Source organism: Wolbachia endosymbiont (group B) of Cyclophora punctaria, from assembly GCF_964028235.1.
GTDB lineage: Bacteria > Pseudomonadota > Alphaproteobacteria > Rickettsiales > Anaplasmataceae > Wolbachia.
In genome coordinates this window covers 918,798-943,461 of the sequence record NZ_OZ034749.1, presented here as the reverse complement: position 1 = coordinate 943,461, position 24,664 = coordinate 918,798, and the positions used below count along the sequence as shown (strand labels likewise).

22 protein-coding genes and 2 pseudogenes are annotated in these 24,664 nt (G+C 33.2%); 18 read left to right on the top strand and 6 right to left on the bottom strand.

Going from position 1 to position 24,664, the window contains the following annotated elements; translation table 11 throughout:
• Nucleotides 1-57 precede the first annotated feature (57 nt).
• From ABWU33_RS04610 to ABWU33_RS04565, 10 genes and pseudogenes are all read left to right on the top strand, one after another.
• A pseudogene (locus ABWU33_RS04610) lies at nt 58-375 on the top strand (ClpXP protease specificity-enhancing factor SspB); the annotation flags it as partial.
• 513 nt (nt 376-888) lie between these two features.
• On the top strand, nt 889-2,088 hold the full coding sequence (locus tag ABWU33_RS04605; RefSeq protein WP_211908012.1) for a hypothetical protein: 1,200 nt from the start codon (nt 889-891) through the stop codon (nt 2,086-2,088).
• Nucleotides 2,089-2,136: 48 nt separating this feature from the next.
• Nucleotides 2,137-2,415, top strand: coding sequence for a YggT family protein (locus tag ABWU33_RS04600; RefSeq protein ID WP_250120395.1), 279 nt, complete (start codon nt 2,137-2,139; stop codon nt 2,413-2,415).
• Entirely contained in the window at nt 2,416-4,524 is a 2,109-nt protein-coding gene (locus ABWU33_RS04595; protein WP_264337346.1) for an FtsK/SpoIIIE family DNA translocase, read from the top strand.
• A gap of 119 nt (nt 4,525-4,643) precedes the next feature.
• Complete coding sequence (locus tag ABWU33_RS04590) at nt 4,644-5,192, top strand: hypothetical protein (RefSeq protein ID WP_250120393.1); 549 nt, start codon at nt 4,644-4,646, stop codon at nt 5,190-5,192.
• A 176-nt stretch (nt 5,193-5,368) separates the two neighbouring features.
• Nucleotides 5,369-5,995, top strand: a complete 627-nt coding sequence (locus ABWU33_RS04585; RefSeq protein ID WP_353280402.1) for a TRP75-related protein — start codon at nt 5,369-5,371, stop codon at nt 5,993-5,995.
• Nucleotides 5,996-6,011: 16 nt separating this feature from the next.
• The gene (gene ispG / locus ABWU33_RS04580; protein ID WP_250120392.1) at nt 6,012-7,292 is read left to right on the top strand and encodes a flavodoxin-dependent (E)-4-hydroxy-3-methylbut-2-enyl-diphosphate synthase; all 1,281 of its coding nucleotides are present in this window, start codon (nt 6,012-6,014) and stop codon (nt 7,290-7,292) included.
• A gap of 250 nt (nt 7,293-7,542) precedes the next feature.
• Nucleotides 7,543-8,592: an ankyrin repeat domain-containing protein gene (locus ABWU33_RS04575; protein ID WP_370107311.1), complete on the top strand. Its 1,050-nt coding sequence runs from the start codon at nt 7,543-7,545 to the stop codon at nt 8,590-8,592.
• A gap of 13 nt (nt 8,593-8,605) precedes the next feature.
• Nucleotides 8,606-8,749: a hypothetical protein gene (locus ABWU33_RS04570; RefSeq protein WP_353280399.1), complete on the top strand. Its 144-nt coding sequence runs from the start codon at nt 8,606-8,608 to the stop codon at nt 8,747-8,749.
• A gap of 111 nt (nt 8,750-8,860) precedes the next feature.
• Nucleotides 8,861-9,187, top strand: a pseudogene (locus ABWU33_RS04565) (IS5 family transposase); the annotation flags it as partial.
• Between the two features lie 6 nt (nt 9,188-9,193).
• On the opposite strand, the gene ABWU33_RS04560 reads toward ABWU33_RS04565, so the two are convergent.
• On the bottom strand, nt 9,194-9,571 hold the full coding sequence (locus ABWU33_RS04560; RefSeq protein ID WP_007302671.1) for a TraR/DksA family transcriptional regulator: 378 nt from the start codon (nt 9,569-9,571) through the stop codon (nt 9,194-9,196).
• Between the two features lie 108 nt (nt 9,572-9,679).
• Between ABWU33_RS04560 and ABWU33_RS04555 the strand changes: the two genes are divergently transcribed.
• A complete protein-coding gene (locus ABWU33_RS04555; RefSeq protein ID WP_353280397.1) occupies nt 9,680-10,327 on the top strand; it encodes a heme exporter protein CcmB in 648 nt (215 codons plus the stop codon).
• Nucleotides 10,328-10,503: 176 nt separating this feature from the next.
• On the opposite strand, the gene ABWU33_RS04550 is transcribed toward ABWU33_RS04555, so the two are convergent.
• Nucleotides 10,504-11,214, bottom strand: coding sequence for a class II aldolase/adducin family protein (locus tag ABWU33_RS04550; RefSeq protein WP_353280395.1), 711 nt, complete (start codon nt 11,212-11,214; stop codon nt 10,504-10,506).
• A 223-nt stretch (nt 11,215-11,437) separates the two neighbouring features.
• On the opposite strand from ABWU33_RS04550, the gene ABWU33_RS04545 reads away from it, so the two are divergent.
• Nucleotides 11,438-12,022 carry an AAA family ATPase gene (locus ABWU33_RS04545; RefSeq protein ID WP_250120390.1) on the top strand — a complete coding sequence of 195 codons (585 nt, stop codon included), beginning with the start codon at nt 11,438-11,440 and terminating at the stop codon, nt 12,020-12,022.
• On the opposite strand, the gene tsaB is transcribed toward ABWU33_RS04545, so the two are convergent.
• The 3 genes from tsaB to ubiG all read right to left on the bottom strand — a co-directional run bounded on the left by tsaB (nt 11,992) and on the right by ubiG (nt 15,001).
• Nucleotides 11,992-12,597 (bottom strand): tRNA (adenosine(37)-N6)-threonylcarbamoyltransferase complex dimerization subunit type 1 TsaB, encoded by a 606-nt coding sequence (gene tsaB, locus ABWU33_RS04540; protein WP_007302675.1) that lies wholly within the window; start codon nt 12,595-12,597, stop codon nt 11,992-11,994. The genes ABWU33_RS04545 and tsaB overlap by 31 nt on opposite strands.
• The gene (locus ABWU33_RS04535) at nt 12,597-13,727 is read right to left on the bottom strand and encodes a cation:dicarboxylate symporter family transporter (RefSeq protein WP_211908028.1); all 1,131 of its coding nucleotides are present in this window, start codon (nt 13,725-13,727) and stop codon (nt 12,597-12,599) included. The genes tsaB and ABWU33_RS04535 overlap by 1 nt, the downstream gene beginning before the upstream one ends.
• A gap of 107 nt (nt 13,728-13,834) precedes the next feature.
• The gene (gene ubiG, locus ABWU33_RS04530) at nt 13,835-15,001 is read right to left on the bottom strand and encodes a bifunctional 2-polyprenyl-6-hydroxyphenol methylase/3-demethylubiquinol 3-O-methyltransferase UbiG (protein ID WP_353280392.1); all 1,167 of its coding nucleotides are present in this window, start codon (nt 14,999-15,001) and stop codon (nt 13,835-13,837) included.
• A gap of 145 nt (nt 15,002-15,146) precedes the next feature.
• Between ubiG and dnaG the strand changes: the two genes are divergently transcribed.
• The 5 genes from dnaG to ABWU33_RS04505 all read left to right on the top strand — a co-directional run bounded on the left by dnaG (nt 15,147) and on the right by ABWU33_RS04505 (nt 20,393).
• On the top strand, nt 15,147-16,880 hold the full coding sequence (gene dnaG, locus ABWU33_RS04525) for a DNA primase (RefSeq protein ID WP_211908030.1): 1,734 nt from the start codon (nt 15,147-15,149) through the stop codon (nt 16,878-16,880).
• A gap of 98 nt (nt 16,881-16,978) precedes the next feature.
• Nucleotides 16,979-18,277 (top strand): Na+/H+ antiporter NhaC family protein, encoded by a 1,299-nt coding sequence (locus ABWU33_RS04520; protein ID WP_353280390.1) that lies wholly within the window; start codon nt 16,979-16,981, stop codon nt 18,275-18,277.
• A 362-nt stretch (nt 18,278-18,639) separates the two neighbouring features.
• Complete coding sequence (locus tag ABWU33_RS04515; RefSeq protein WP_211908032.1) at nt 18,640-18,987, top strand: ferredoxin family 2Fe-2S iron-sulfur cluster binding protein; 348 nt, start codon at nt 18,640-18,642, stop codon at nt 18,985-18,987.
• 7 nt (nt 18,988-18,994) lie between these two features.
• Nucleotides 18,995-20,008: a hypothetical protein gene (locus ABWU33_RS04510; protein WP_353280388.1), complete on the top strand. Its 1,014-nt coding sequence runs from the start codon at nt 18,995-18,997 to the stop codon at nt 20,006-20,008.
• A complete protein-coding gene (locus ABWU33_RS04505) occupies nt 19,992-20,393 on the top strand; it encodes a cytochrome c-type biogenesis protein CcmH (RefSeq protein ID WP_010401557.1) in 402 nt (133 codons plus the stop codon). The genes ABWU33_RS04510 and ABWU33_RS04505 overlap by 17 nt, the downstream gene beginning before the upstream one ends.
• A gap of 59 nt (nt 20,394-20,452) precedes the next feature.
• Here ABWU33_RS04505 and ABWU33_RS04500 read toward each other — a convergent pair whose 3' ends face one another.
• Nucleotides 20,453-23,722, bottom strand: coding sequence for a UvrD-helicase domain-containing protein (locus ABWU33_RS04500; RefSeq protein WP_353280386.1), 3,270 nt, complete (start codon nt 23,720-23,722; stop codon nt 20,453-20,455).
• A 74-nt stretch (nt 23,723-23,796) separates the two neighbouring features.
• Here ABWU33_RS04500 and ABWU33_RS04495 point away from each other — a divergent pair, with 74 nt between their 5' ends.
• Entirely contained in the window at nt 23,797-24,663 is an 867-nt protein-coding gene (locus ABWU33_RS04495; RefSeq protein ID WP_353280384.1) for a 4-(cytidine 5'-diphospho)-2-C-methyl-D-erythritol kinase, read from the top strand.
• Nucleotide 24,664 lies beyond the last annotated feature (1 nt).

Here is a 24,664-nt window from a genome sequence, read left to right as displayed (position 1 = left end):
TTAGCTTCTCACCGCGCTTCCAGCGCTATATCCAACCTTTCGGCTCTCAGCCGATAGTGGTTGAGTCGATTTAATGGTGTTGCCATACCAGACTACTTGAAAGAATCATATCCTACTCAAATGCTTATTATATTACAGCACTAATTTTATAGTCTAAAAGTTTTTGAGGATAAGTTTAGTGTCAGTTTGAGCTTTCGTGGAAAACAAGAACAAGTCACTGTACCGTTTTTTGCTATTAGTGAGTTTCATGATAAAATTTCAGGAGATACTTTAGTATTTAGCGTTGATTCTGATAAAGAATATGAAAGTGAGAAATGTGCTGAAAAGTCATCAAATGGTAGTATTATATCTATAGATCAACTTTACGATAAGTAGTTTTATAATATCAATTAAAAGAAGTGATCTCATTAAGTAATGGGTAATTAAAATAAGGAAAATGGTTCTGAATACTTATCTTGTCATATAGATATCCATTCAGGTGTATGGCTAATGTGCAAATATTTAAACCAGTGCTTTCTTTCTTGTTATGCAAGTAGCTGATGCTGGTTCCTTTGTAATGGCGTTATCTCAGTGCTCAGACACAGAATTGTATGAACATTCGTTTGTGAAAGCAGTGTGTTAAATATTATAGCAGATTTTGCCTCAAACACAAAGGTATCAAGCACTGGCATGATAACGTCTATTTCTGTGATTGTCTTATCTATCTTATTTTGCCACTCTGCTGAACAGATACTTATATTGTATACATCTCTCCGTTAACTTATCAATAAGTTTTTTATCCACGTGGAATCAAAGATTACAATATCTTGTTAAATTTTAATAAAAATCTTTAAAATTTTAATATTTTATGTCATACTTAGTATATTATTAAAATATTAGGTAGCAGTAATGTCAACATATATAAAAGAGTACGTCAACGATATTTGTGGATCGCAAATATCAAAAATTCATCTTCTTAAGGAAGACAAGGTCAGAGTCTTTTTCAAAAATGATAATGGAAAAACTTTTGATCGAACTTTCTCAAAAAGAGATATTGCAGAATTTTTAAACCAAACTATTGAAACTGAAGACTTTGTTATCACGCAAGATATAGAGAATAGCATTGCTTGTAATATAAAAGGAATTTATAAAGACAGCAAAGGGAAATATCACTACACAGAAATAATATCATATACTCAGGTAAAGTTGGCTTATGAAGAGTATACACAAAAATTTAAGAGAGAAGATGGTATCATGTTCAAATTAAATCGACATATTTCCACAGCCATAGGGAATATGCCAACATTGAGTGGATGGTATAAAAAAATTCTAGGCTTTAATCCTAGAAACGGATTATGTAACCCATTAAGTAACTTAATTGTTTCTATGAAGCTAGAAAGTAGAGAAGACTTTTTAAGCTTTTTTAATAGACTAAATAACGAAATAACCGAGCAAGATATTATAGATTACCTTAATGGCAAGGAAGAAAAAGAACGGCAGTTACATTTGATACTAGTTCTATCGGAGTGCTTACCTATTTTATGTTTTTATGATGCTAAAAAGAGTAAAAAATTTGTTTTCTCTGACAACATCTTGCTAAATAAACAAAAATTTTTCTTTGATCCTAAAACAAAAAAACAAGCTTCCATTTCTCAAGAGCAACTTGAGCATGCATTAGATAACACAAAATCAGAGCATTATATAATGTTTAGCTGCCGCCGCAGTTATTATTATAAAGATGAAAAGCTCAGTAAAGATGGGCATGCTATGCTAATATATAAGGGAGAAAATAGTAGGTACATATTTTTTGACGCTAATATTGGAGTGGTTGGTTTTTGTTCTAAAACAGGCATTGCGCAATTAGAACTAAATGATGTGCTTGATTTGATAAACCTTGCCATCTGGTATTATTCAGCCAGTGGATATTTTAGAGAGCAAGTTCCACATAGCTGTGACACATTAATTTTGCTTCGAGATGTAACATTGGCGCTGCAGGAAGTTGAAGAATTTTACAGTAGAGGGAATCCAAGGCAGCAAATAGTGGACATCTCTGTTGATAAACAGACTAATCAGTTATTGTTTGCACCTATTTATTATTGTGGGGCTTGATTTTATATCTATCACTACACATAATAGGTTTTAGTATAAATTAGTAATATGCATCCAATCATATACTTACTTAACCTGCTACTAGATCTTTACAGCTTCATTCTAATATGCTCAGTTGTTCTCGATTTGTTGGTTAAATTGAATGTGGTTAACATGTATAATGAGATTGTAAGCAGCATAATGCAAACTTTAAACAGACTCACTTATCCTCCACTAAAGGTTATCAGAAGGTATATACAACCATTCAATGGATTAGATTTATCCGTGATGATATTGATAATAGCAATTCACTTTGTAAAATATACAATTACTTATTACTTTAAGTAGATGTTAAAAAAACAGCTAAAATCAGCGATATACCTGTTATTCTTAATGTATATATATATATCGGTTTTTAGCTATAATTATAAAGATCCATCCTTAAATACATCTACAAATGAGGAAGTAACAAATTTAGGTGGAATAGTAGGTTCATATTTAGCTGATATATTAGTTCAATTTTTTGGACTCGCTAGTATTACAATAGCTACAACCATAGTTTACTTTTTGATATCAAAAAGGCTGCTGAAAATTCTCTATTTAATATTAATCAATTTAGGAATATGTGCTACATTAGAGCAACTTTCGCTCGGTATCACTACTAGGTACATGCACAGTGGAATAGTCGGCAATACTCTAATTAGCCACTGCCCGTTTTACATATTCACAGTAGTAGTATCAATAGGTATTGTAGGATTGATTGGTTGGAAGAGAACGGTTTATTCTTTGCTTTTCCTATGTAAAAAAATATTTTCCCTTTTTACAAAGGTTCTGTTTTTCAGGTTACGTAAAACTACTGATTATTCAATAGCACCATTAGTAATAGAGGGAAAATATAGAACCATTAGACAACAACCAAAAGAAAGACAGAAGAAAGCTACCGAAGAGATTTTTAAACCACCTTCTAGCGAGTTTGAGTTTCCAAGCATTCACTTACTTTCTAAAGTGGAAGAATCTATGCAGAGAAAACAGTTGAATGCATTAGAGAGCAATAAGAATTTATCTCTGCTCGAACAGGTGCTGAGTGATTTTGGCGTGCAAGGAAAAATTATAAGTGTATGTTATGGACCGGTTGTGACTTTATACAAACTTGAACCACAAGCAGGTACAAAATCTGCAAGAGTGATTGGTCTTGCAGATGATATTGCACGTTCAATGAGTGCACTTTCTGCACGTATTTCAATAATTCGTGGACAAAATGCCATGGGAATAGAATTGCCAAACAAGGAGCGAGAGATTGTGATGCTGCGTGATTTACTTGAATCGCCAGAATACCAAAATGCAAACTTAAATCTTCCAATTGCGCTTGGCAAGGAAATAAGCGGAAAACCAGTTATTGCAGATCTGACTAAAATGCCCCACTTGCTTGTTGCCGGAACTACAGGGTCAGGTAAGTCGGTTGCAATTAACACGATGATTCTGTCGCTTGTTTATCGACTAAGTCCTGATGAATGCAAGATGATAATGATCGATCCAAAAATGCTTGAGCTTTCAATATATGATGCAATACCGCATCTAATAACACCAGTGGTAACAGAGCCAAAAAAAGCTGTTATTGCTCTTAAGTGGAGCGTGAAAGAGATGGAAAATCGCTATCGTATGATGTCATATTTAAATGTGCGGAATGTAATAAACTATAATCAAAAAATTACAGAAGCGATGAATAGCGGAATAGAATTGGAACGTGTTGTACAGATTGGCTTTAACTCAACAACTGGTAAACCTTTGTTTGAAAAAATACCGATTAAAATGGAGACATTTCCGTATATTGTGGTGATTGTAGATGAAATGGCAGATTTAATGCTTGTTGCTGGCAAAGATATAGAATGCTCTATTCAACGTTTAGCTCAGATGGCTCGTGCTGCAGGGATACACATCATAATGGCAACACAACGCCCATCTGTAGATGTGATAACAGGTGTGATAAAAGCAAACTTTCCAACGAGAATTAGTTTTGCTGTTACTTCTAAGATAGATAGCCGTACAATACTTGGTGAACAAGGGGCTGAACAATTGCTCGGTATGGGTGATATGCTTTATATGGCCTCTGGTGGTAAGATTATTCGAGTTCACGGTCCATTTGTAAGTGATGATGAGGTGCAAAATATAGCTGATCATCTAAAAACGCAAGGTGAGCCAAACTACATGGAGGAAATCACTCAAGAAGATGAAAATTCTTTCGCGGAATCAGAAGGTGAAACAGAAGATGAAGAGAACGATCTATACAAGCAAGCAGTGGCCATCATTCAGAGAGATCAAAAGGTTTCAACTAGTTACATTCAAAGGCAACTTAGAATAGGCTATAACAGAGCTGCAAATATTGTTGAAAGAATGGAGAAAGAAGGTATTGTCAGTGCTCCGAGTTACTCAGGAAAGAGAGAGATATTGGTAGAATAATTGCTAACTTAAACCAAGGAAAGTTATTTTAAGATCAATGTATAATGATAGTTAATTTAATAATAATTTAAACATTGGGAATGTAAAATTATAATATATTAATTAGCTAGGGGGTTAAAATGGTAAAAGGAATTTTCCGCAATTGGTTAGGTATAACAGAATTGCAAGAAAGTCAAAAGATAGATGCTGAGAAGTTTGAAAAAGTTTTTGGTGAATTAAAAAAATGGCAAGAAGCTCAAAATATTGATGCTAAACAGTTTGAAGAGGTATTTAGTGCATTAAAAGAGTGGCAAGAAGCTCAAAAGATAGATGTTGAGCAGTTTGAAAAAGTTTTTGGTGCATTAGAAGACAAGATTGGTACTGAGCAGTTTCAAGCTATGCAAGAGCACTTAAGCGGCTTGCAAGAAAAATTTACAGGCTTAGAAGAAAAAGTAGAAACATTTGCAGACATGGTAGGGGGACAAGAACAAGCAATATTAACTTGTGCCATAGTCAGTGCTGTTGCTGCAATAGCTGTAACTAGTTTTGTTGCATTCTGTATCTATCAGGGAGTTAAGCTTGATAAAGAGAAGAAAAACGACTTGTCTCAAGATATGCCAAGCGGAAAGTTTAATAATGTGAATGATACCGAAAAACTGAAGAATAACTTACAGCAAGGAAGAGTGTAATGCTCTTTTTGAAAGGGTGTTACGTAAAATTTGTAACACCTTAAATTTCCTTTAGATTATGTAGGTTTTGGTAGTAAATTTTTTAGAAAGATGTTTGTATTATAAAGTTGGTAGAGATTCTGATTTACTTAAAGCTCGTTAATTGTTATCTTCTAAGGTACGATATTCATTATAGTATGTTCAAGTTCTTTTCTAAGATTTTATTTATATTAATTTTTGGGTTCTTTGCTATACATAACGCTGAAGCTAAGTCTAAAGTGAAGCTCAGTAAAAGGTACATACCTCCTGGTAACCCTGGTGGTGCAAATTTTCATGTAGATGAGGATTTTGCTGAGTCGTATAAATTATACGAAAAGCGTAGGGCGCTCCTTAAGAAAAAAAAGTTACAAGGTCAAATTAATGCTAACATAAATAAAGAAGATCTAATCAAAAAATTAAAAGAAAAAAAAATTGCTAGCCTTGATAATGAGCCAAACAACGTGGGAGCTTGCATAGTTGAAGATGAAGAGGATGCTATGATCAATCAGCATGGTATTAATCTTGCACGTTTAAAGGGTGCTGTATTTATAGATCAAGAGCCAGTTTCTCAGTATGAAAGTAAGCAGCATAAAAGTGAACAACAAAAAGGGAAAAATGTTACTTCAACACGAGAAAAAAAAGTTTCCCCTATAAATGTTACTATAAAAGAAAGTACATCAAGAAGAACGTGCTCTCATGATTCTATTACTGACCTAAATAGAACACCACAGCATAGTTTAAATGGTTCAAGTTCATTTGGCAGTGTAGTTGACACAGTAAAATAGTGTCACGATTAATAATATGCTAGATAGAGACCTGACATTGAGTGATGATGCATATGAGTCATCGCCGGTTTCCAGGCATAAAACTCATGCTGTAAAAGTTGGACAAGTGAAGATAGGTGGAAATAATCCTATAGTTGTTCAATCCATGGCACTTGGTGCACATATAGATTCTGACAACATAAAAAGCAGTGCTCAGAAATATGCAAAAGAAGTAATAGAACTAGCGCATGCAGGTTCAGAGTTGGTGCGAATTGCTTTGAACTCAGAGGAAGTAGCAAAAACAATACCTTATATAGTAGAGGAAATAAATAAAGAAGGCTTTGATGGTAAGATATTAGTAGGCTGTGGACAATATGAGCTCTACAGGCTGATTCAGGATTATCCAGACAACATTAAAATTCTGGGTAAAATTAGGATAAATCCAGGTAATATAGGCTTTGGTGATAAACGTGATGAAAAATTTGAAAAAATTATAGAGTATGCAATAACGCATGATCTTCCTGTCAGAATTGGAGTAAATTGGGGTAGTCTTGATAAGTACCTTTCACAAAAATTAATGGATGAAAACTCCTTGTCTAGTAATCCAAAAACTTCTGATGTTATATTACGTAAGACGCTTGTAATGTCTGCTCTTGGTAGTGCAAAAAAAGCTGAAAAGATTGGCCTTAATGCAGAGAAAATAATCATTTCATGTAAAGTCAGTAGAGTGCAGGATTTAATTTTAGTTTATACGGCACTTGCAAAATCTTCCAATTATGCGCTGCATTTGGGTTTAACCGAAGCTGGTATGGGTAACAAAGGCGTAGTAAATACCACAGCAGGGCTTACTTATTTATTGCAAAATGGTATTGGAGACACTATCCGGGCTTCTTTAACTCAGCGCCCTGGTGAATCACGCACTAATGAGGTGGTAGTATGTCAGGAAATACTGCAGTCTATAGGTTTGCGCTACTTTAACCCTCAGGTGAGTTCATGTCCTGGTTGTGGACGCACAAGTAGCGATCGTTTTCGTATATTAACTAAGGAAGTAAATGGCTACATAAAAACTCATATGCCGGTATGGAAGAAAAATAATCCTGGTGTAGAGTATATGAAAGTTGCTGTTATGGGATGCATAGTAAATGGTCCTGGAGAGAGCAAACATGCAAATCTGGGGATCAGCCTGCCTGGGTATGGAGAAAAACCTGTTTCAGCAGTCTACAAAGACGGCAAATATTTCAAAACTTTACAAGGTGATAATATTTTTGAAGAATTTAAGGAAATTATTAGTGATTATGTGGAGAAGCATTACACATAAGCCTTTCACAAGTTTGTACTTAGACTACATTCTGTTTAGTGAACGTCAAATGAGACAATAAAGAACGTAAATTTAAAAAATAGATAATAGGGTTTCTTCTGCCTTTTTTTTATATGGTAAATTTCTTAATATTTAGATTGGCCCGGAGTAGTATAGAGATGTTATTCCAGTATCAAGGACTGAAGTTTCCTGATCTACAATATTTGTACAGTTATGAAATAGATGCAATTTGACATAAAGGCTTTACTTTTTGAAATTTTGGGTTACGTTTAATTTAACATATTTCAGTGGGGAATTTATTGTAAGTAGAAAGGAAGCTTTAAAAATATTAGGTTTTGAATCAAGCGATGTGCCCAGTGAACAAGAAATTAAATCAGCGTATAGAAAATTAGCCTTGAAATATCATCCTGATAAACATTCAGAAGCTGTAAAGAAACAAAATGAGGAGAAATTTAAAAAGCTAGGTACTGCATATGAATTTCTCACTAAGGAAAATATAGAAGGGGTTAAAAATCTAACTGACGAAAATTTAAATGAAATTAATTCACCTGGAGATTTGAGGTTTTACTTATATAGAGCTCTATATAATCAGGATATAAAGTTTCTTGAAAAGCTTTTTTCCAAATTCAAAAGCAGTAAAGATGGAAGATTTGGTGATTACATCAATGAAGAACTTATTTGTATTTACTTTCCATTATCTATTGATTTAATGCAAGCCAAAAATTCAAGAGATTATAGTATTTTGAGACTTCTTTTAGAAAATGTTGCTGACCCTAACATAAGGCTACTCAATAATAATGAAGCTTCGTTATGCTATTATATGGTTCTCAACGACAGCAGAATTGTAGAGTTATTGTTACAATATGGTGCTGACCCTAATATGGTAGATAGAAATGGTAAAAATCCGTTGTTTGAAGCGTTTTTGTGTGATGATGATCATACTATGGAAATACTTTTGAAATATGGTGCTAATCCTAATATGTTAGATGAAAATGGTCGAGGTCCATTATATCAAGCAATCAATTGTGACAACGATAAACGCGAAAAATATTTAGAGTTGCTTCTAAAGTATGGTGCAGATCCTAATCAGAAGGTTAATGGCTCCAGAGTTATAGAGTGTGCTCCATATTTCACTAATAATGGTGTAATGAATTTGATTAAAACGCTTACTCTGCCATACGGTAGCAATGATAAAGTTAAAGGGTTGATGGCTGAATACGGTGGAGTTGATAGACGTTATCTACGTGATCAAGCAATACTGACTTGTTGTTGCTTAATCGTCGCTTCTGCTACTTTTTAGTATAGCTTCTCCTTTGCGCTATGTACCGACAGCAATATTTGCACTTGCTGCATGTTTTTTTATTAAAAATGCTGTACATGCTGCATTTTTTGCAAAAGAACCTTCTACTGAGTTTACCGAAGCTAGAGCTTGTCCAGGGATTAGTAAAAGGCTATAATACCTAAAGTTTTAGTACTGGGTAAAGATGAGAAAAAAGCATCCAGCAGACCTAAGTCAAAGGGAATGGACAAGAATAGAAAGCTATTCCAGAGTATCATACAGGAAAGTAAGAAAAAAATATACTATAGTTAAAAAAATGTGATGGGATACCAAGGAGAAGATTTAAAAAATCATATAAAGGAAGAATATGGTATGGATATTGAGATTGTCAAAAGGCCTTCATGTAGGTTCTAAGTCAACAAAGACACACCGCCTTAGCTACTACCAATGAGGGATTTAAAGTACAGCCAAGAAGGTGGGTTGTAGAAAGGACTTTTGCTTTAGGAATAGAAGACTATCGAAAGAATAAGATTTACTCACTGAAAATTTCATATATCTGGCTATGAGTAGAGTTATGTTAAGGAGAGAAATATGCTTGAGTTTATCAATTCCCTGACAAGTTCTAATCATTAATGTTATACACGTTCTTTTCTTTTTCTATTCTCTCTTGTTCTTCAATACAATACATAGCAAGCGGATTAGCTTTAAGTCTTTCGACTCCTATTTCTTCTCCCGTTCCATCGCAGTAACCATAAATGCCTAATTTTATTTTTTCCAACGCCTCCTTAATTTTTTCTTTTCTATCTTTTCGGCGCTTAATTAATTCTCCATTTTCACTATCAGAATAAATACTACTATCTTCTAGATCTTGTTTCTCCAGTTCAGAGAGTATTGATTGTAACTTTAAGCTAAAGTATTCCAGTTGTTTTACGTTCATATATTCTTCATTTTCTGAAGGAACGTAATCTTCCGGTAACTTTATTTTTATTAATTTTTCCATAGCATTATCAATAAAATATATTAAAACTTATATAACTTGTAAACACAAAAAATTATACTACCCTCAAAGTAAACACTATAATTTATAATAAACATTTAAAATCCTGGTATGATTAATTTGGTAAAAAAATTAGTAATAAATGATAATAATCTTACTTATATAGTATGTATTTTTATTATAATGTTAAGTTTATCTTCATATACACTTGAAAACAACAGTAAACAAGAAGTCATATTAACATTAACATGGATATGTGCTACATTTGTTTTGCAGATCTCTACAAATAATTTATTTACATCTGATTATCATGATGGAATATTAGAGCAAATCTTTTTACAGCCACTCTCTTCTAGGCTGATAGTTGCTTATAAAATCTTCGCTCACTGGTTGTTATTTGGGTTACCGATTTCAGTGATTTCTTTCATGTTCAGCTTTGCAATTCTAGGCAATAATATTGAACATTCAATAGCAGTTGGAGTGTCTTTATTATTTAATACGCTGATAATCATTAATATTTCAGCTACTGGAAATGCATTGATGATTGGTCGAAATAACTTAGCATCAGGAGTGTCGCAAATTCTTGTTTTGCCAATGATAATGCCAACTTTTGTATATTTCAAATTGCTAACTCAATTTGAAAATTTATCCTTGAATATTTATACACTACTAATCACCATCTTAATTTTTGTCATTTTAATTGTTAACAGCACTATAACTACTCACATAGCATTAAAATTTGCTGTGGAGCAGGATTGAAAAAACTTACTAGTTATTTACTTGTATCTGCTTAGTTAAGGGTGTTAACTTAAGTAGAGATGGAGACATTAAACTTCTTACATGAATTGAAGAGTTACAGCGTGTGAAACCATTATTGGATTTCAGACTGGCTGGTTATGCAAGAAATCTAATATCTATCGAAGAGTCAGAAACTTTTATAACTTACCTTTAATCAACCTAACCCATGCGTGCCAATCTCTCTTACCAAGATTGCTTTCGAAAGACAGAAGATCCTTTACGGCTTTTGAGCAAATTTCTTCACTTGGAATTGACAACTCCCTATTCATTGCTAGCGTCAGGCATTGAGTTTTACAAGCTTGTTCTAAGTGATACGTATAAAACATTGCTTCTTGTATAGTCTGACCACATGTTATAGATCCATGATTGTGCATTAACATCACAAAATTTTCTTTCAAATCAGCTATTAATCTTTTTCCTTCTGTATCATCAAGTGCCAGGGAATTATAATCATGGTAAGATAACTTATTATAAAAGTGCAGCGCCCACTGACTTATTGGGAGTAATCCATCCTTGAGAGAAGAAACTGCTACAATAGAAGGTGTATGTAGATGAAAAATTGCTTGAATATCTTTCCTTGCTTGATAAATGAAGCCATGGATTACATAGCCAGTTTTATTATATTGATATTCTTTGCCTTCAATTATATTCCCATCAAACGATACTTTCATCAATGAACTTTCATCTACTTCATAAAAACGTATACCAAAAGGATAAACATAAAATGATTTTTTATCTTCAGAACGTACAGAGAGATGAGTATACGTATGATCATCTAATTTAAGATAAGATAAAATTTGATAGGCGTTAACTAGGTCTCTTTTCAACTCACTATTTGTTAATAACATAGCTCTTGACTAAAATTTTCTAAAGATTTATACGTAAAAAAAAGTTTATTACAAACTAAAAGGTGAACCTACGTTAAAATAACTTGCCTTAGGTGATTAGAGTTTACATTTCTAGATTACATAATATTTTAACTATAAAAACGACTTTTTATGTAATATTTCATATGTTTTAAAGCCTTGTTTTTATGTTATTATAATTGTAGGTTTTAATATTAAAAATAATATGATAAACGTTGACATAAAAAAACAGCTAACAAAATTTTTCATATATATCACTGGTCTTCCAGGAAGTGGTAAACTTTCTACAGCAATAGTATTATCTAGTATGATAAATGCAGTAATTGTAAGTGGACTTGAATATAATCAAACTTCCAAAGAAGCTCGAGATAGAATATATAACACTACACATGTTATGTTTCAGGCAATAGAAGCCTATCCTATTGACTCAAAAAATTATATATTTGTTGATGAATTAATTAAAAATAATGATTACAACATAAGAATATATAACTCAGTAGTAGAACTTAGTAAAAAAATGAGCACAAAAATCCTCCCTATAGTACTTAGGTGCAATCCATTGATATTACAAGAGCGTACTATATCAAAAAAGCAAAGAAAAAATAGGAAGGTTACTAATATAAATAGTATTAAATTTAGGGAGGAAGATTTATTTGTACCACAAAATGCTATAGAGGTAGAAAATTCAAATATGAGTATAAAAGAAGTAGCAGAAGAAATAGTAAGTCAGATGTACAAACTTGGCCAAATTAATAGTGTTTACGCAATAGGCAACGATTTCATATACTGAGGCTCATTTAAATATAGAGCCTCAACTCCATTTAATTTTTGTTTATTTTTTAGTCTATAACGGACTAATAGCCCTGCATGGCTAGCATCCAACTTTGGTAAACTGCAATCCATATATGTAATGCAGTGCGTTTCAGGCTGGAGTTCACTTACTACAGCAGGATTTGATAGCGGTAACAAATTGAAATCAAATAACTGCGTATAAAACTTTTGATCATCTTCGATTATAGCTTTAATATTTTTTTTGCTATTTGTACAAAGTAGCGATATTGCATATGCTTGAGCTTCCAGCGCACTAACCCCATATAACGGCTTATTTGTAGCAAGATTTATACCTTGTGCAGTTGATATACCAACTCTGATTCCAGTAAAACTTCCTGGTCCAACTATCACTGCTAAATGGTCTATTTTATCGTAGCTGTAATTATGCTTATCAAACAAAGTATTGAGTATTTGAAAAAATGATTCTGCATGACTATTGTTTGCAGAATTGCGTTCTACAAAACAATTACCATCGTAATCAATTACTGCTATTGAACTACCAGCACCTACAGTATTAATTGCTAGAATGGACATCACTTAAGCTTATCATAGAGCTTTGTAAACATCATAGTGAACGCACCGTTACCCATAACATTTGCTGAAGTTATTACTGGGTCAAACACTATATACAATGCTGTAATTAATGAAAGCATCTCTGGGGAGAATTTAAGATACTTCTCAAGAACAGGCAACATTACCATAATCCCTCCCGCTGGAACTGCAACAATAGCAAATTTAAATAACAGAAAGTAGAGAAGGAAAGTCACATAGTCTGTTGCAGACAATGCACCACCAAAAGTCATTATCATTGATAGTATTATAATAAAAAAGCAATCACCTACTAAATGAAAGCTAGCAGTTATTGGCACAACAGACGATGCTATATCATGCTGCTTTACATTTTTTTTGCTTCCTTCAAGAGTAAGCGGCATAGCTATATTACTAGACATTGTGCTCATTGAAGTAATAAATGAAGGTATCATATTGCCTATACTAGCTATCCAACTTGTGATCTTAAATGAATTTGCTGCTCCATATAAGAGAAAAACATAAAGGTAGGTTGCAGATGATATAATAATAAAAATTATTGAGTAATCCTTAAATATTATGGGTAAAACCTGATCATGTTCCATTTTTAAAGCAAGACCAAGTACAAACATTGGAATAATTGGCATCAAAAATGTCTTCAAAATAAAGAGAGTTAAATCTGACATTTTGTTCGAGAGCTCTTTGCTTTTTTTTGGTAATATTGTGGACACTAATATGCTTAACACAAATCCACAAGCAAGGGCATAAAAATTAGAAAGCAATGCAGGTATCCTAAATGACCATAAAGGAACAATTGTTTCTTCATATGTTATATCTTGTATTGAATAAGTGTTTTGTGTGATGAAATGCCCAACAGAATAAGCTATTAAACTTGAAGCTAGATTCGACAAGAAAATCGTTATAATAAGTAACAATATAAACTTTATAGCCGACTGCTTAAGATTGTTAACACTACTAAAGATTAATGCAAAAACAATAAAAGGCATTATAAATAGTAAGATCTCTTTTATACTAAGGCTTATTGAATACAAGAAGGCTTTCACTTCCATTGGAACTAGATGACCAAAAAATACAATCGAAGTGATAACAGCAAGTAAGGTTAGTAATTGTAACATATTCTAATATAGCGATATCCTATGGAAATACATATGATAAATTAGCTGCTAAGTAAAGTAAAACTGCCTAAAATATTTGCATTACCTTCTAGTACTTGAATGAGATTTCAAATTACAACGTTTCCACAAAGTATATAATTAACATCCACACCTTTGGTCAAGTTCCATTCACGCTTTATTACATTATATTCCATACCAGTCATATCTTGTAGTGTTACATTGTTTTCCCTTAGATGATTTGCAATTTCTGATGGCTTGAGAAATTTATTCCAATTATGTGTGCCTTTTGGCAGCCAGTTTAATATGTACTCTGCGCCGACTATTGCAAGACAGAAGGATTTAATAGTTCTATTTATCGTCGATATAAAAATTAGCCCTTCTGGCTTCAACAGCTCTATTGCTTTTTTCATGAAAAACTCTAAATTATCGACATGTTCAACCACTTCCATCAACAAAACCACGTCATACTTCTTGTCATTGCTTAGCTCTTCAATGCTAGTGTGTGTGTATTCTATATTTAACCCTACTTTCTTCGCATGCGACTGTGCCACTTTTATGTTTTCCTCACATACATCTATTCCCGCAACCCTAATACCAATACGCGCCATTGACTCTGACAAAATGCCACCACCACAACCAACATCGAGCAATGATAGTTCTTTTAAATCGCATTTTTTTAATTCTTTTATTTTCTCAACGATGTATGATACTCTCACAGGATTCATCATGTGCAATGGCTTGAATTTGCCATTCTCATTCCACCATTCACCTGCTATTTTAGCGAATTTTGATATTTCATCTTCGTTATAAGTTTTTGTGTTTTTTTTCTTGCTAATATTGCTAAGTTTATCAAGGCGTTCTTTATGTCTACTTTCTTTTGAAAATTCTGTTTCGAGGAATTGTTTGACTATGTCTTTTGCTAATCCACTCGCAGTAAACCCTGCACCAAGACAAAGTATATTCGCGTTGCCATGCTCGCGAGCTAATTTTGCGATCTCAACACTATTACATAAAGCAGCATAGATTCCTTCAAAACGATTTGCCACAGTACTCATGCCCAAACCTGTACCGCAAATTAATATTCCATAATTTGCTTTTTTGTTTGTTATATCTTCTACAACTTCAGCAGCATAGTCAGGGTAGTCTACACTCTTTTGTTCAGCAGTGCATCCACGGTCTATCACTGTATAATCTAAAGTTTCCAAGTAAGCCTTTATTTCTGATTTTAGTTCATAACCTGCGTGGTCTGAAGCAACTGATATCACATCTGACATATAAGAAATTGCAAATTAAGGGTATTTATATGGGTAATTTATTTTGAGCTTTTTGTCAAGCTCTCCTGATCTTTCTGAATAAATTTCGAGTCAGATATGCATAAATTCTATATAATTTTTATCCTACCACTACTAATTCGGTAAAATGGATCATATAGATATTATAAAGTCAAAATTATTGTTGTCCGACATAGTAGGAAAAAAAGTTAGGTTAATAAAAAGAGGAGATAGTTTTGTTGGACTCTGCCCATTTCATAACGAAAAAACTCCATCTTTTTCGGTCAGCAATGTTAAGGGCTTATATTACTGTTTCGGTTGCTCAGCTCATGGTGATGCGTTTGAATTTATTTCACAAACTGAGGGCTTAAGTTTTAAGGAAGCGTTGGAAAAATTGGCATCTGTTGCAGGTGTTGAGTTACCCACAAACCTCAGCTTTGCTAAAGAAAATGACAAACTGTTTTCAGCACTGAATTTAGCTGCAAATTGGTTTACACAAAAAAATCAGGGAGTTGTAGGTTATTTAAAGCAACGCAAGATTTCACTCAAAATCATAGATAAATTTAGAATAGGTTATGCACCAAGCTCTGGTTTGAGAGAATATTTGAACTCTTCAGGTATTGAAGACAAAATTTTGGCTAATGTTGGGTTGATAAATAGAAATTCTCGTGATTATTTCTATGATCGACTCATGTTTCCTATAAAGAACATTGCAGGAAAAGTTATTGGCTTTGGTGGACGTGCGTTGAGTTCTGATCAACAACCAAAATATTTAAATAGCCCAGAGAGTCAGCTCTTTAAGAAAAGAGAAAATTTATATGGATTAAACTTTGCTTTGAGTGAAATACGCAAAAAACAGCATCTATTTGTTGTTGAAGGATATATGGATGTAATAGCACTACATCAAGCGGGAATTAGCAATACAGTTGCTCCGCTTGGTACCGCAATTTCTGCAGAGCAGATAAAAAATCTATGGAGATTTGCTAAAGAAATTTCTATCTGTATGGATGGCGATAGTCCTGGATGTCATGCTGCTATTCGAATTGCAGAACTTGTTCTACCGATACTGGAGCCTGGATACACATTGAAGTTCGTGACTTTGCCAAGCAACAAGGACCCATACGATATATGCAATGAACTAGAATATAAGACGGAAGATGTACTATCCGCTTTTAACCGCTCAACAGAACTGCACTCTGAATATTTATGGCATCACATAATTGGTAGCAATTTGCAAAATTATGAAAAATTTGCTCCGGAAAAATATTCAATTCTTGAGCACAAATTCATGAAATATGTCAATGCTATCGGTAACAGCAGTATTAGAAGGTATTATAGAGATTATTTTTACAATAAGGTCAGTGAATTAAGAAGAAACTTTAAAAAGCTGATTTTTAATAGCAAAGCAACAAAAGGTGAGTATCTTTACAATAAATCTCCAGAGCTAATTGAAGCAGAGCAAAATCAGGCCATAATTTTGCGTATAGCCGTAGAATTTCCTGAAATCTTGAACCGTCCTATATTTTTTGAGCAATTTTCTCATTTCGAATTTACTAATGAGATGAAAAAATTACAACAGTGCGTAATTAATATGGTAACTAATGAGAGCAACTTTAATAAAGAAATTCTGCTACAGGAGTCTAGTGTTATAAAGTTTATATTTGAAAAAACTAGCGTACTAAATAGTCAATTAAGTGAGAAGAGATCGGCAGAAACTGTCTGGAATAACATAGTATTACGGAAAGAATTAAATGTATTACAAGAAGAAAAAATTAAAGCAAGGCTGGGCGGTAATTTTGACTTAGAGGAAAGGCTAATAGAACAAATAAAGCAAATAGAGGATAGTATACAAGAAATGCAAATGGAATTTATTCAAAAGTAGATGGCTTAAGATGTTCAAAATTATTAGAAAAACACTGTATTAGTAGTTGCTTAAAATAGCTTATTCTAGTATATTTTCAATTTATTTAATTACGACAAGTGTTTGCATTTCTCCCTCTCATTATTTTTTTAACCTTATATCTTGGTAGTGGTACTTATTTTTCCTTTATAGGACTTGACAATCCTCTTCATCAAATTTCACCGTTAGTTTGCTTATTACCAGCATTATTTTTTGCTATTCTATTCAATAAAAACAAAATTCAGCATAGCGTTGATACTCTTATAAAAGGTATGGGGAATAAAACTACTCTTACCGTGTGTTTGATTTTTCTCCTTGCTGGGGCATTTTCTACTGTTACTCAATCGCTTGGTAGTATAAATGTTATTGCTAGCTTAACTATTTGCTTTCTTCCAGCACAATTATTACTTCCTGGAATGTTTTTAATTTCTGCGTTTATTGCAAGTGCAATAGGCACATCAATCGGAGTTATTGCACTTATAACACCAATAGCTGTGAATCTAGCACAAAATGGAGCTTTTGATTGTGCGGTGGGCGTTGGAGCTGTGATAGGTGGGTCTATGTTTGGCAGCAACCTTTCAATGATATCTGACACCACTATTGCTGCTACTTCTTCACAAGGAGCTTCAGTAAAGGATAAAATAAAACTCACTTTCAAGACAGGATCTGTTACAGGTCTTATAATACTTATTTATCTAGTAATAATTTCAAATAGTACAGAAGTTGTTTCTATCTCAAGTCTGAATTATTTATCCATAGTCAAAATTATCCCTTATATATCTTTAATAATTATGGGTTTATTTGAAATAAACACACTGGTAACATTAGCTGTTAATATGGTTGTTGCTGGAATATTAGGAATAGCTTTTTTTGATTATTCTATTATTGATTATTCTCATGATATATGTAGGGGTTTTAATAAGATGAATGAGGTAATGATATTTATTCTTTTCAGTAGTGGATTAAGCCACTTAATGTACGAATACAGTCAGAAAAAGATAGATAAATTCACCGATGAGGTGAATCTCACAAGAAGTCAAGCTGAACTTATGATTGCAGGAATATCATGTATGTTTACTATTTTAGTTTCCAGCAATGTTGTTGCTATTTTATTAACTAGTAATATTGCGAAAAGACTTGCACAAAGATATAACATTGCACCACACCGTAGTGCGTATTTATTAGAAATATTTACTGCGATCACAAAAAGTATCTTACCTTATGGTTCTCAAATATTGCTAGCAAGCAGCATTGCCTCTCTTTCACCTATTGCTGTACTGACAAAAGTATATTATTGTTTTGTTTTTGCAGCAGTTGCAATAAGTGAAATAGTTATTAACGGCAGACGTCATGCGGTTTTAGCTTCTCAACTATCATAAATATACCACAACTCTTTCTGTAGCTTTGTGTAAGTTATGCTAACCATGGATGGTTTTCTTGCATAGTACTAACAGACATATGGTTTGAGAGTATCATTATAGGGATTTGGTATTAATAATTCAGGAATACTGGGAACATATAAATTCATAAAGGGTTTTGAGTTTTTTTGCTCTACCAAATGATCTTTACGAACTTGTTATTTATTATAAATGCAATAGGAAATACTATATGAGATATGATAGTAAATATAGGTCCTAATAGGAATACAGATTACAAGAGATAGGCAATGGAATTACAAAGAGTTTGCAAATATTAGTTATTATTTGTAGAATATAGAGAAATTAGTAGAGATTTTAATAGTATGCCATCCATTACTTTTATTTTACCTGATGGAAGTAAGAAAAGTTATGAAGCTACAGAGGGAGAAACTCTTCTTAATTTAGCCCATAGAAGTGATCCAGATCTGCTTGAAGGTGCATGTGAAGGTTCTCTTGCTTGCTCTACATGCCATGTGATTGTTGATCCAAAATTTTATGATGTTGTAGAAACACATAATCCTATATCTGATGAGGAGAATGACATGCTGGATCTAGCTTTCGGTTTAACAGAGACATCGAGGCTTGGATGCCAAATAAAAATCACAAAAGATATTGACGGTTTGTGCATAACCGTGCCCAGAGGTACAAGAAATATATCATTAGATAAATAAGAGGATAATGCGTAAAATTTTTATCTATATTCTCATCTCCTTACCTTTGTTTATTCCTCTAGCGTATAGTGGTTTTTGGTATTTTTCTGCATTTAAGGTAAAAAGTCTTTTAACTGATTACATTAATGACGAAAAAGTTGATATTTCACATGATTTTAAGGGGTTTCCTTTTAACCTAGTTTTTCGTGTAACGAATCCAAAATTTTCTAATGAGCAATTAACTGTTTCATCTGAAGCTTTAATGATAAAAAACAGATTATTTGATAAGTCAGTATATATCTATATACCAAGCAATAAAGTAAACATTGCTGTCCGTAGTGATGAGAAAAAGAATATAAAGTGTCACACACACGTGAGTAGCCACTTTGTTGTTAAACTAAATGATTTACTATCTTCATTAAAATTCAACAGAAATAGCACTGTAATAGACTATATAGATACATTTCGTTACGAAGATTATGGATTAAGATGTGATGTTTTAGAAAATCAGCAAAGTGTTATAACTGAAGTGAATGATAAAAGTAATTACATTCAATTTCACTTTGATAAAGAACTGAATGAAAATACTAAACTAGAATTTGATTTTTATACTTACCGTTATAAACATACTGCAAGTCCTGAAAATTACCTTAGTGTCGACGCTAAATTAGATTATGAATTTGTAAACCATATTTCAGCTTCTAAGATTAATTTCAACATAGAAAAATTTTTGATTGAGAGTAATAACTTTTCTATTGCTGCAAATGGTGGGGTAAGTAATTACAATTTAGTTACATCTTCATTTGAAGATAAAATCAATGTAGCCATATCAAATTATAAAGAATTAATTTCGTTTGTGACTAATGATTCAAAGACTGCAGATAAATTGGAAAAATCAATATCTTCCTTATCAGAAAAAATCACTAATAACGACATTCAATTTTCAATAAAGTACGACAATAATGTAGGTTCAGGCTTTATTGGAAAATTATCCACTACTGATTTTATCACTCAATTCACCAAGAATGAGAATAGTAATTAGCTTACTTTTTACATTGATATTCCATTTAAGCATAAATGCTTTTACTTTGGATGATAAACTAAGAGACGAAAGCATGGAAGAGCGAGCAAGTAGCTTATTTGCAGTAATAAAGTGTCCAGTATGCTCTGGTGAATTATTATCCGAATCTGAGTCTCAAGTTGCATATGGTATGCGTAAGACAATTCGCAAGAAGATCAGTGATGGATATACTAACGAGCAAATAGTTTCAGAGTTAAAAAATTCTTATGGAGATTCAATTATCATTGTACCACCTGTAAAATCTAGTACCTACATTTTATGGTTTATTCCTTTTATAATTCTTCTTATTGGATGTTTTCTAATACGAAAATCAGTTCAGAAAATAGATAAGGTAGTAAAAAGATAACTATAGAGTAAAAGTGAGTTTACAACAAATGCAAGTAGCTACTATACGAACATTTGAGTTTAGATCAAAGATTGTAAGGTTAAATCTTCCATCCAAATAACCACGCACTCTACCTGCTTATCTGGGTAGACTTCTTGCACTAAGGTTTTATAGATCAACATTTGCTTTTTTATTTCATTTGATGAGGAAATAGAAACATTATGGTGTGATTTATAGTCAATTATGATTGCTTTGTCTTCTGTTATGCACAGTCTGTCTAGCCGCACTAATACTGGTTTTCCGTCAATTGTTCCACTAAGTAGAATTTCTGATTTGCCCTCCAAGTCGAACAGGTAATCATATTTTTCATTAAAGGTTAATATTTTGCTGTAAATTTCATCCTTATCTTCACTAGTGTTTATGCTATCAAGATATTTCCTGACCCAATTTTTTCTCCTGTCTTTCTCTATCTGGGGCATATATTGCAATATACTGTGAATTATTAAGCCTCTTGCATAGCTGTCTGTCATCCCAATGCTCCTTTTTGTCATTCCAGCATTCTCATCTGTCATCCCAGTGCTTGACAATGGCTTTTTTTCTCCAGGTTCCAGAGTCACGTGCTGCAATGAAATTGATAGGTTTGATGGAGGTGAAATCACTGGAACATCAAAATAATCACGTTTTTTATAAATAGAAGGGTAGTTTGCATTCATGCATAGCACTTCAACTTTTTCTTTAAATATCGGCTGTAAGTATAGTTTTTTCCTCTCATATAATGCTCCATATTGAATAACTAGATCATACCAAGAGCCCTTTTGCACTGGCTCTTTGCCTAAAATGTATAACTCATCTTCAGCACGCGTAAGTGCCACGTACAGCAAACGCAAATATTCGTTATAATCCTCTAGTTTTTTCTCTCTTTTTACTTGATTACAATAAGCATTACTATTTTTGCCACACCAAAAAGGTGCTTCCGTTGCATCAAACAAAATATTTTCGCTGTTTCTTGGTACTGTATTTGTGTCAACTAAAAACACTATTGGAGCTTGTAGACCTTTTGATTTATGAATTGTCATTATTCGTACAGCATTGAGTTCTGATTGCATATCGTTTTTAATCTCAGGATTATTTTCTTTGATCCACTGAACAAATGCTTGAAGAGATGGGTGCTCAAATTGCAATATGAGGTTCATAAATTCGTCTAGAATCTCGAAGCACTCAAGACCTAGCCTTGCAGCAAATTTCTTCTTGCCTGTGCGCAATATATGCGTGAATAGTGTAAGGGGGGATTCTGTCTGAGATAAATTAATTAGATAGTTTAATTCATTAGAGATAATCTCCTGATAATCTTGAAGTTTTTCCCACAACGACTGTTCTTTACGATCGTATGCAATATTGAATAAATCATCCTCAGTGAAGTTAAATAGCGGTGATTTTAAAACATTTGCAAGAGCAAGATCATTTGCCTGGAGGAGCAAAAATTCAGCTAAAGCTATTAAGTCTTGCACAGCTATGTAATCCATAATTCTAAAATAATCTCGGCCTATAACTGGTACATTTACTTTTTTTAGTTCACTTATTATGTAGTCAACTAGCGCATTTCGTTGCCGTACCAAAATCATAATGTCCCTTGGTTCTATATGGCGATCTTTGGCGACTAAAATCCGCCCTTCGTTTAACCAATTGTGAATTCTTTGGGCTATTGCCTGAGCAAGTAATCGATCCTTTACTACATAATCTTTCCTCTGTGTTAAATGAATTTGTAAGGCTTGCTGCTCTTCCTCTTCATATCCTGGCAGTAACGGCCAAATTTCAATGTATCCTTGATCGTTTTCTCTATATGGAATATGTTTTATCTTGTTATCATTGAAAGATATTTCTTCACGAAAATTGTTAAATATTCTGTCTACAAGCATCAAAACTTCTGGAGTTGAGCGAAATGACTTTTCAAGTTGACATGATACCCAATCTCTGCCACCGGTTTTCGTGTGAAAATATTGCTGCATGTAATTAAATAGATGGGGATTTGCTCCTTGAAATCTGTAAATTGATTGTTTTACATCGCCAACAACGAATAAAGTTCTCTTTTCGTCACCACCGGTAAAAAATTCATTGCAGAGATTTGTTATAATTTTCCATTGACTGATACTATTGTCTTGTGCCTCGTCAACAAGAATGTGGTCTATTTTTTGATCTAGATTAAACAATATCCAATCTTTATAGCCTGGATTGCTAAGGAGATTTGTTGCTAAATTGATGATATCATCATAATCAAGCAGTGCATTCTTTGATTTTTCACTATTATATAGATCAACATATACTTTAAATATACTAAGTAAACTACTGGTTCTTGCGAATATTTGATAAGAATTTATATCCTTTACATGGGTAAACAATGCATTTTGAATGCTTTCTATCATTTGCTCTACGTCTTCAAATTTTTCCAAAGCACCCTTTGTTATAATGGATGATATGCTCTTTTTTTCGTACGATTCTGATTTGAGAAATACTTTAGCTAAGTTCTCTATCTTGTTGTCATCCCAGTGCTTGACACTGGGATCCAGAAAAAAAGAAATATGGATCCCAGTGTCAAGCACTGGGATGACAACATTTGGTACGGACGATTTTGTGCTATTACACCAATCATAAAGTATCGCACTGTAACTCTGATCTCTTTTGCTGCCCTCACTTAATATTTTAGCTAATCTTTTTATCTGCTCAATCGTTTCACTCTGTAAATCGTGAATCTTATCTGGGGCACTTAGTTTATCTTTGATATACCCTAAATTATTTTCTAGAGCTGATCTCTTTATACATAAGGTATAGAGCAAATCACTCAGCTTGTTTTCATCAATTTCAGCTGCAATGATATTTATATCGTCCTGCACAGTTTCATTATGAAGCGTTTTTTCAAATACGATGGAATGCAATTCTTTACATTCGCTCAACGTACAATTTGGAGCGATACCAGCTTCTGTAGGAAAGCTGGAGATTAATTTGTAACAAAAGGCGTGTATAGTTTGAATATTAAGACCAAGATTTTCCAGTTCAGAAAAAAGCCTTCTTGCTCTTGTTAAATAATCTTTATTTTCTCTGGTCACACACTGGGCTAATTGTTCTAAATCTGCGACCAATATACCCTCTGGACATATTGCCCACTTACTAAGTGTACTGTAAATGCGATCCTCCATTTCATTTGCTGCAGCATTGGTAAATGTTAAGCAGAGAATATTTCTCTTATTCTCTAATAGAAGTCTTAATACTCTGTCTATTAAGATCTTTGTTTTACCTGTACCAGCTGATGCACTTACCCATACAGAGAAGTTAGGATTTATGGCATTTGATCTCATTAGGAGTGTATAAGGTTTGACTGAAGTGGCATTTCAAGTATAGTAAATAAGATAGTGTTAGTGAAGATATACAGATGGAAAGTTTTTGTGTAAAGGCTCCTGCAAAGATCAATCTTTTTTTACATATTATAAATAGAGAAGAAAGAGGGTATCATTTAATTGAAAGTTTGGTTGTCTTTGCTAAACTTTCTAATTTTTTAGAGATAAAAGTAGGAGAAAAAAACTTTAGATATGGTAACTCTACAGTTGAATTTGTAAATTCTGAGTTTAGAATAAATTATCGATATAATACTATAACGAAAGCAGTGATTCTACTGCTTAGGCATGCTCCTGTACGCACTAAAGTCACTGTGAAGGTTGTAAAAAATGTACCAATTGCTGCGGGATTTGGTAGTGGTTCCTCAGATGCTGGAGCTGTGATACGCATGCTAGGAGAGCTTTGGAACATTGATAGGCAAATTTTAAATGATATAGCTTTAAGCGTTGGTGCTGATGTGCCTGCAAGTATAGATAGTAAGCCAGTTTTTGTCAGAGGTGTTGGTGAGGAATTATGCCCCATTAAACAATGCTCTTTACCCACAAGTCTGGTACTTGTGAAACCGAAAAAAAAGTTTTTGAATACATCAGAAGTATTTTCCAAGTATAAAGAGGATTTCTCTCAGCCAATTAAGTGGAGTGATAACACTGAGGAGAATTTGTTAGAGCTTCTTAAAGAGACAAAAAATGACCTGCAAGAAGCAGCAATAAGTCTTGTACCTGAAATTCAGAATGTAATATCAACACTAGAGTCACAAGAAGGCTCTATACTTTCTCGTATGTCAGGTAGTGGTGTAGCGTGTTTTGGAATGTTTGATAGTGAAGAAAGTGCAAAAGCTGCAGCGGCAAATATCAAAAAGGAATATCCAGAATGGTGGGTGTGCGACACGGAATTAATAGTTTGAT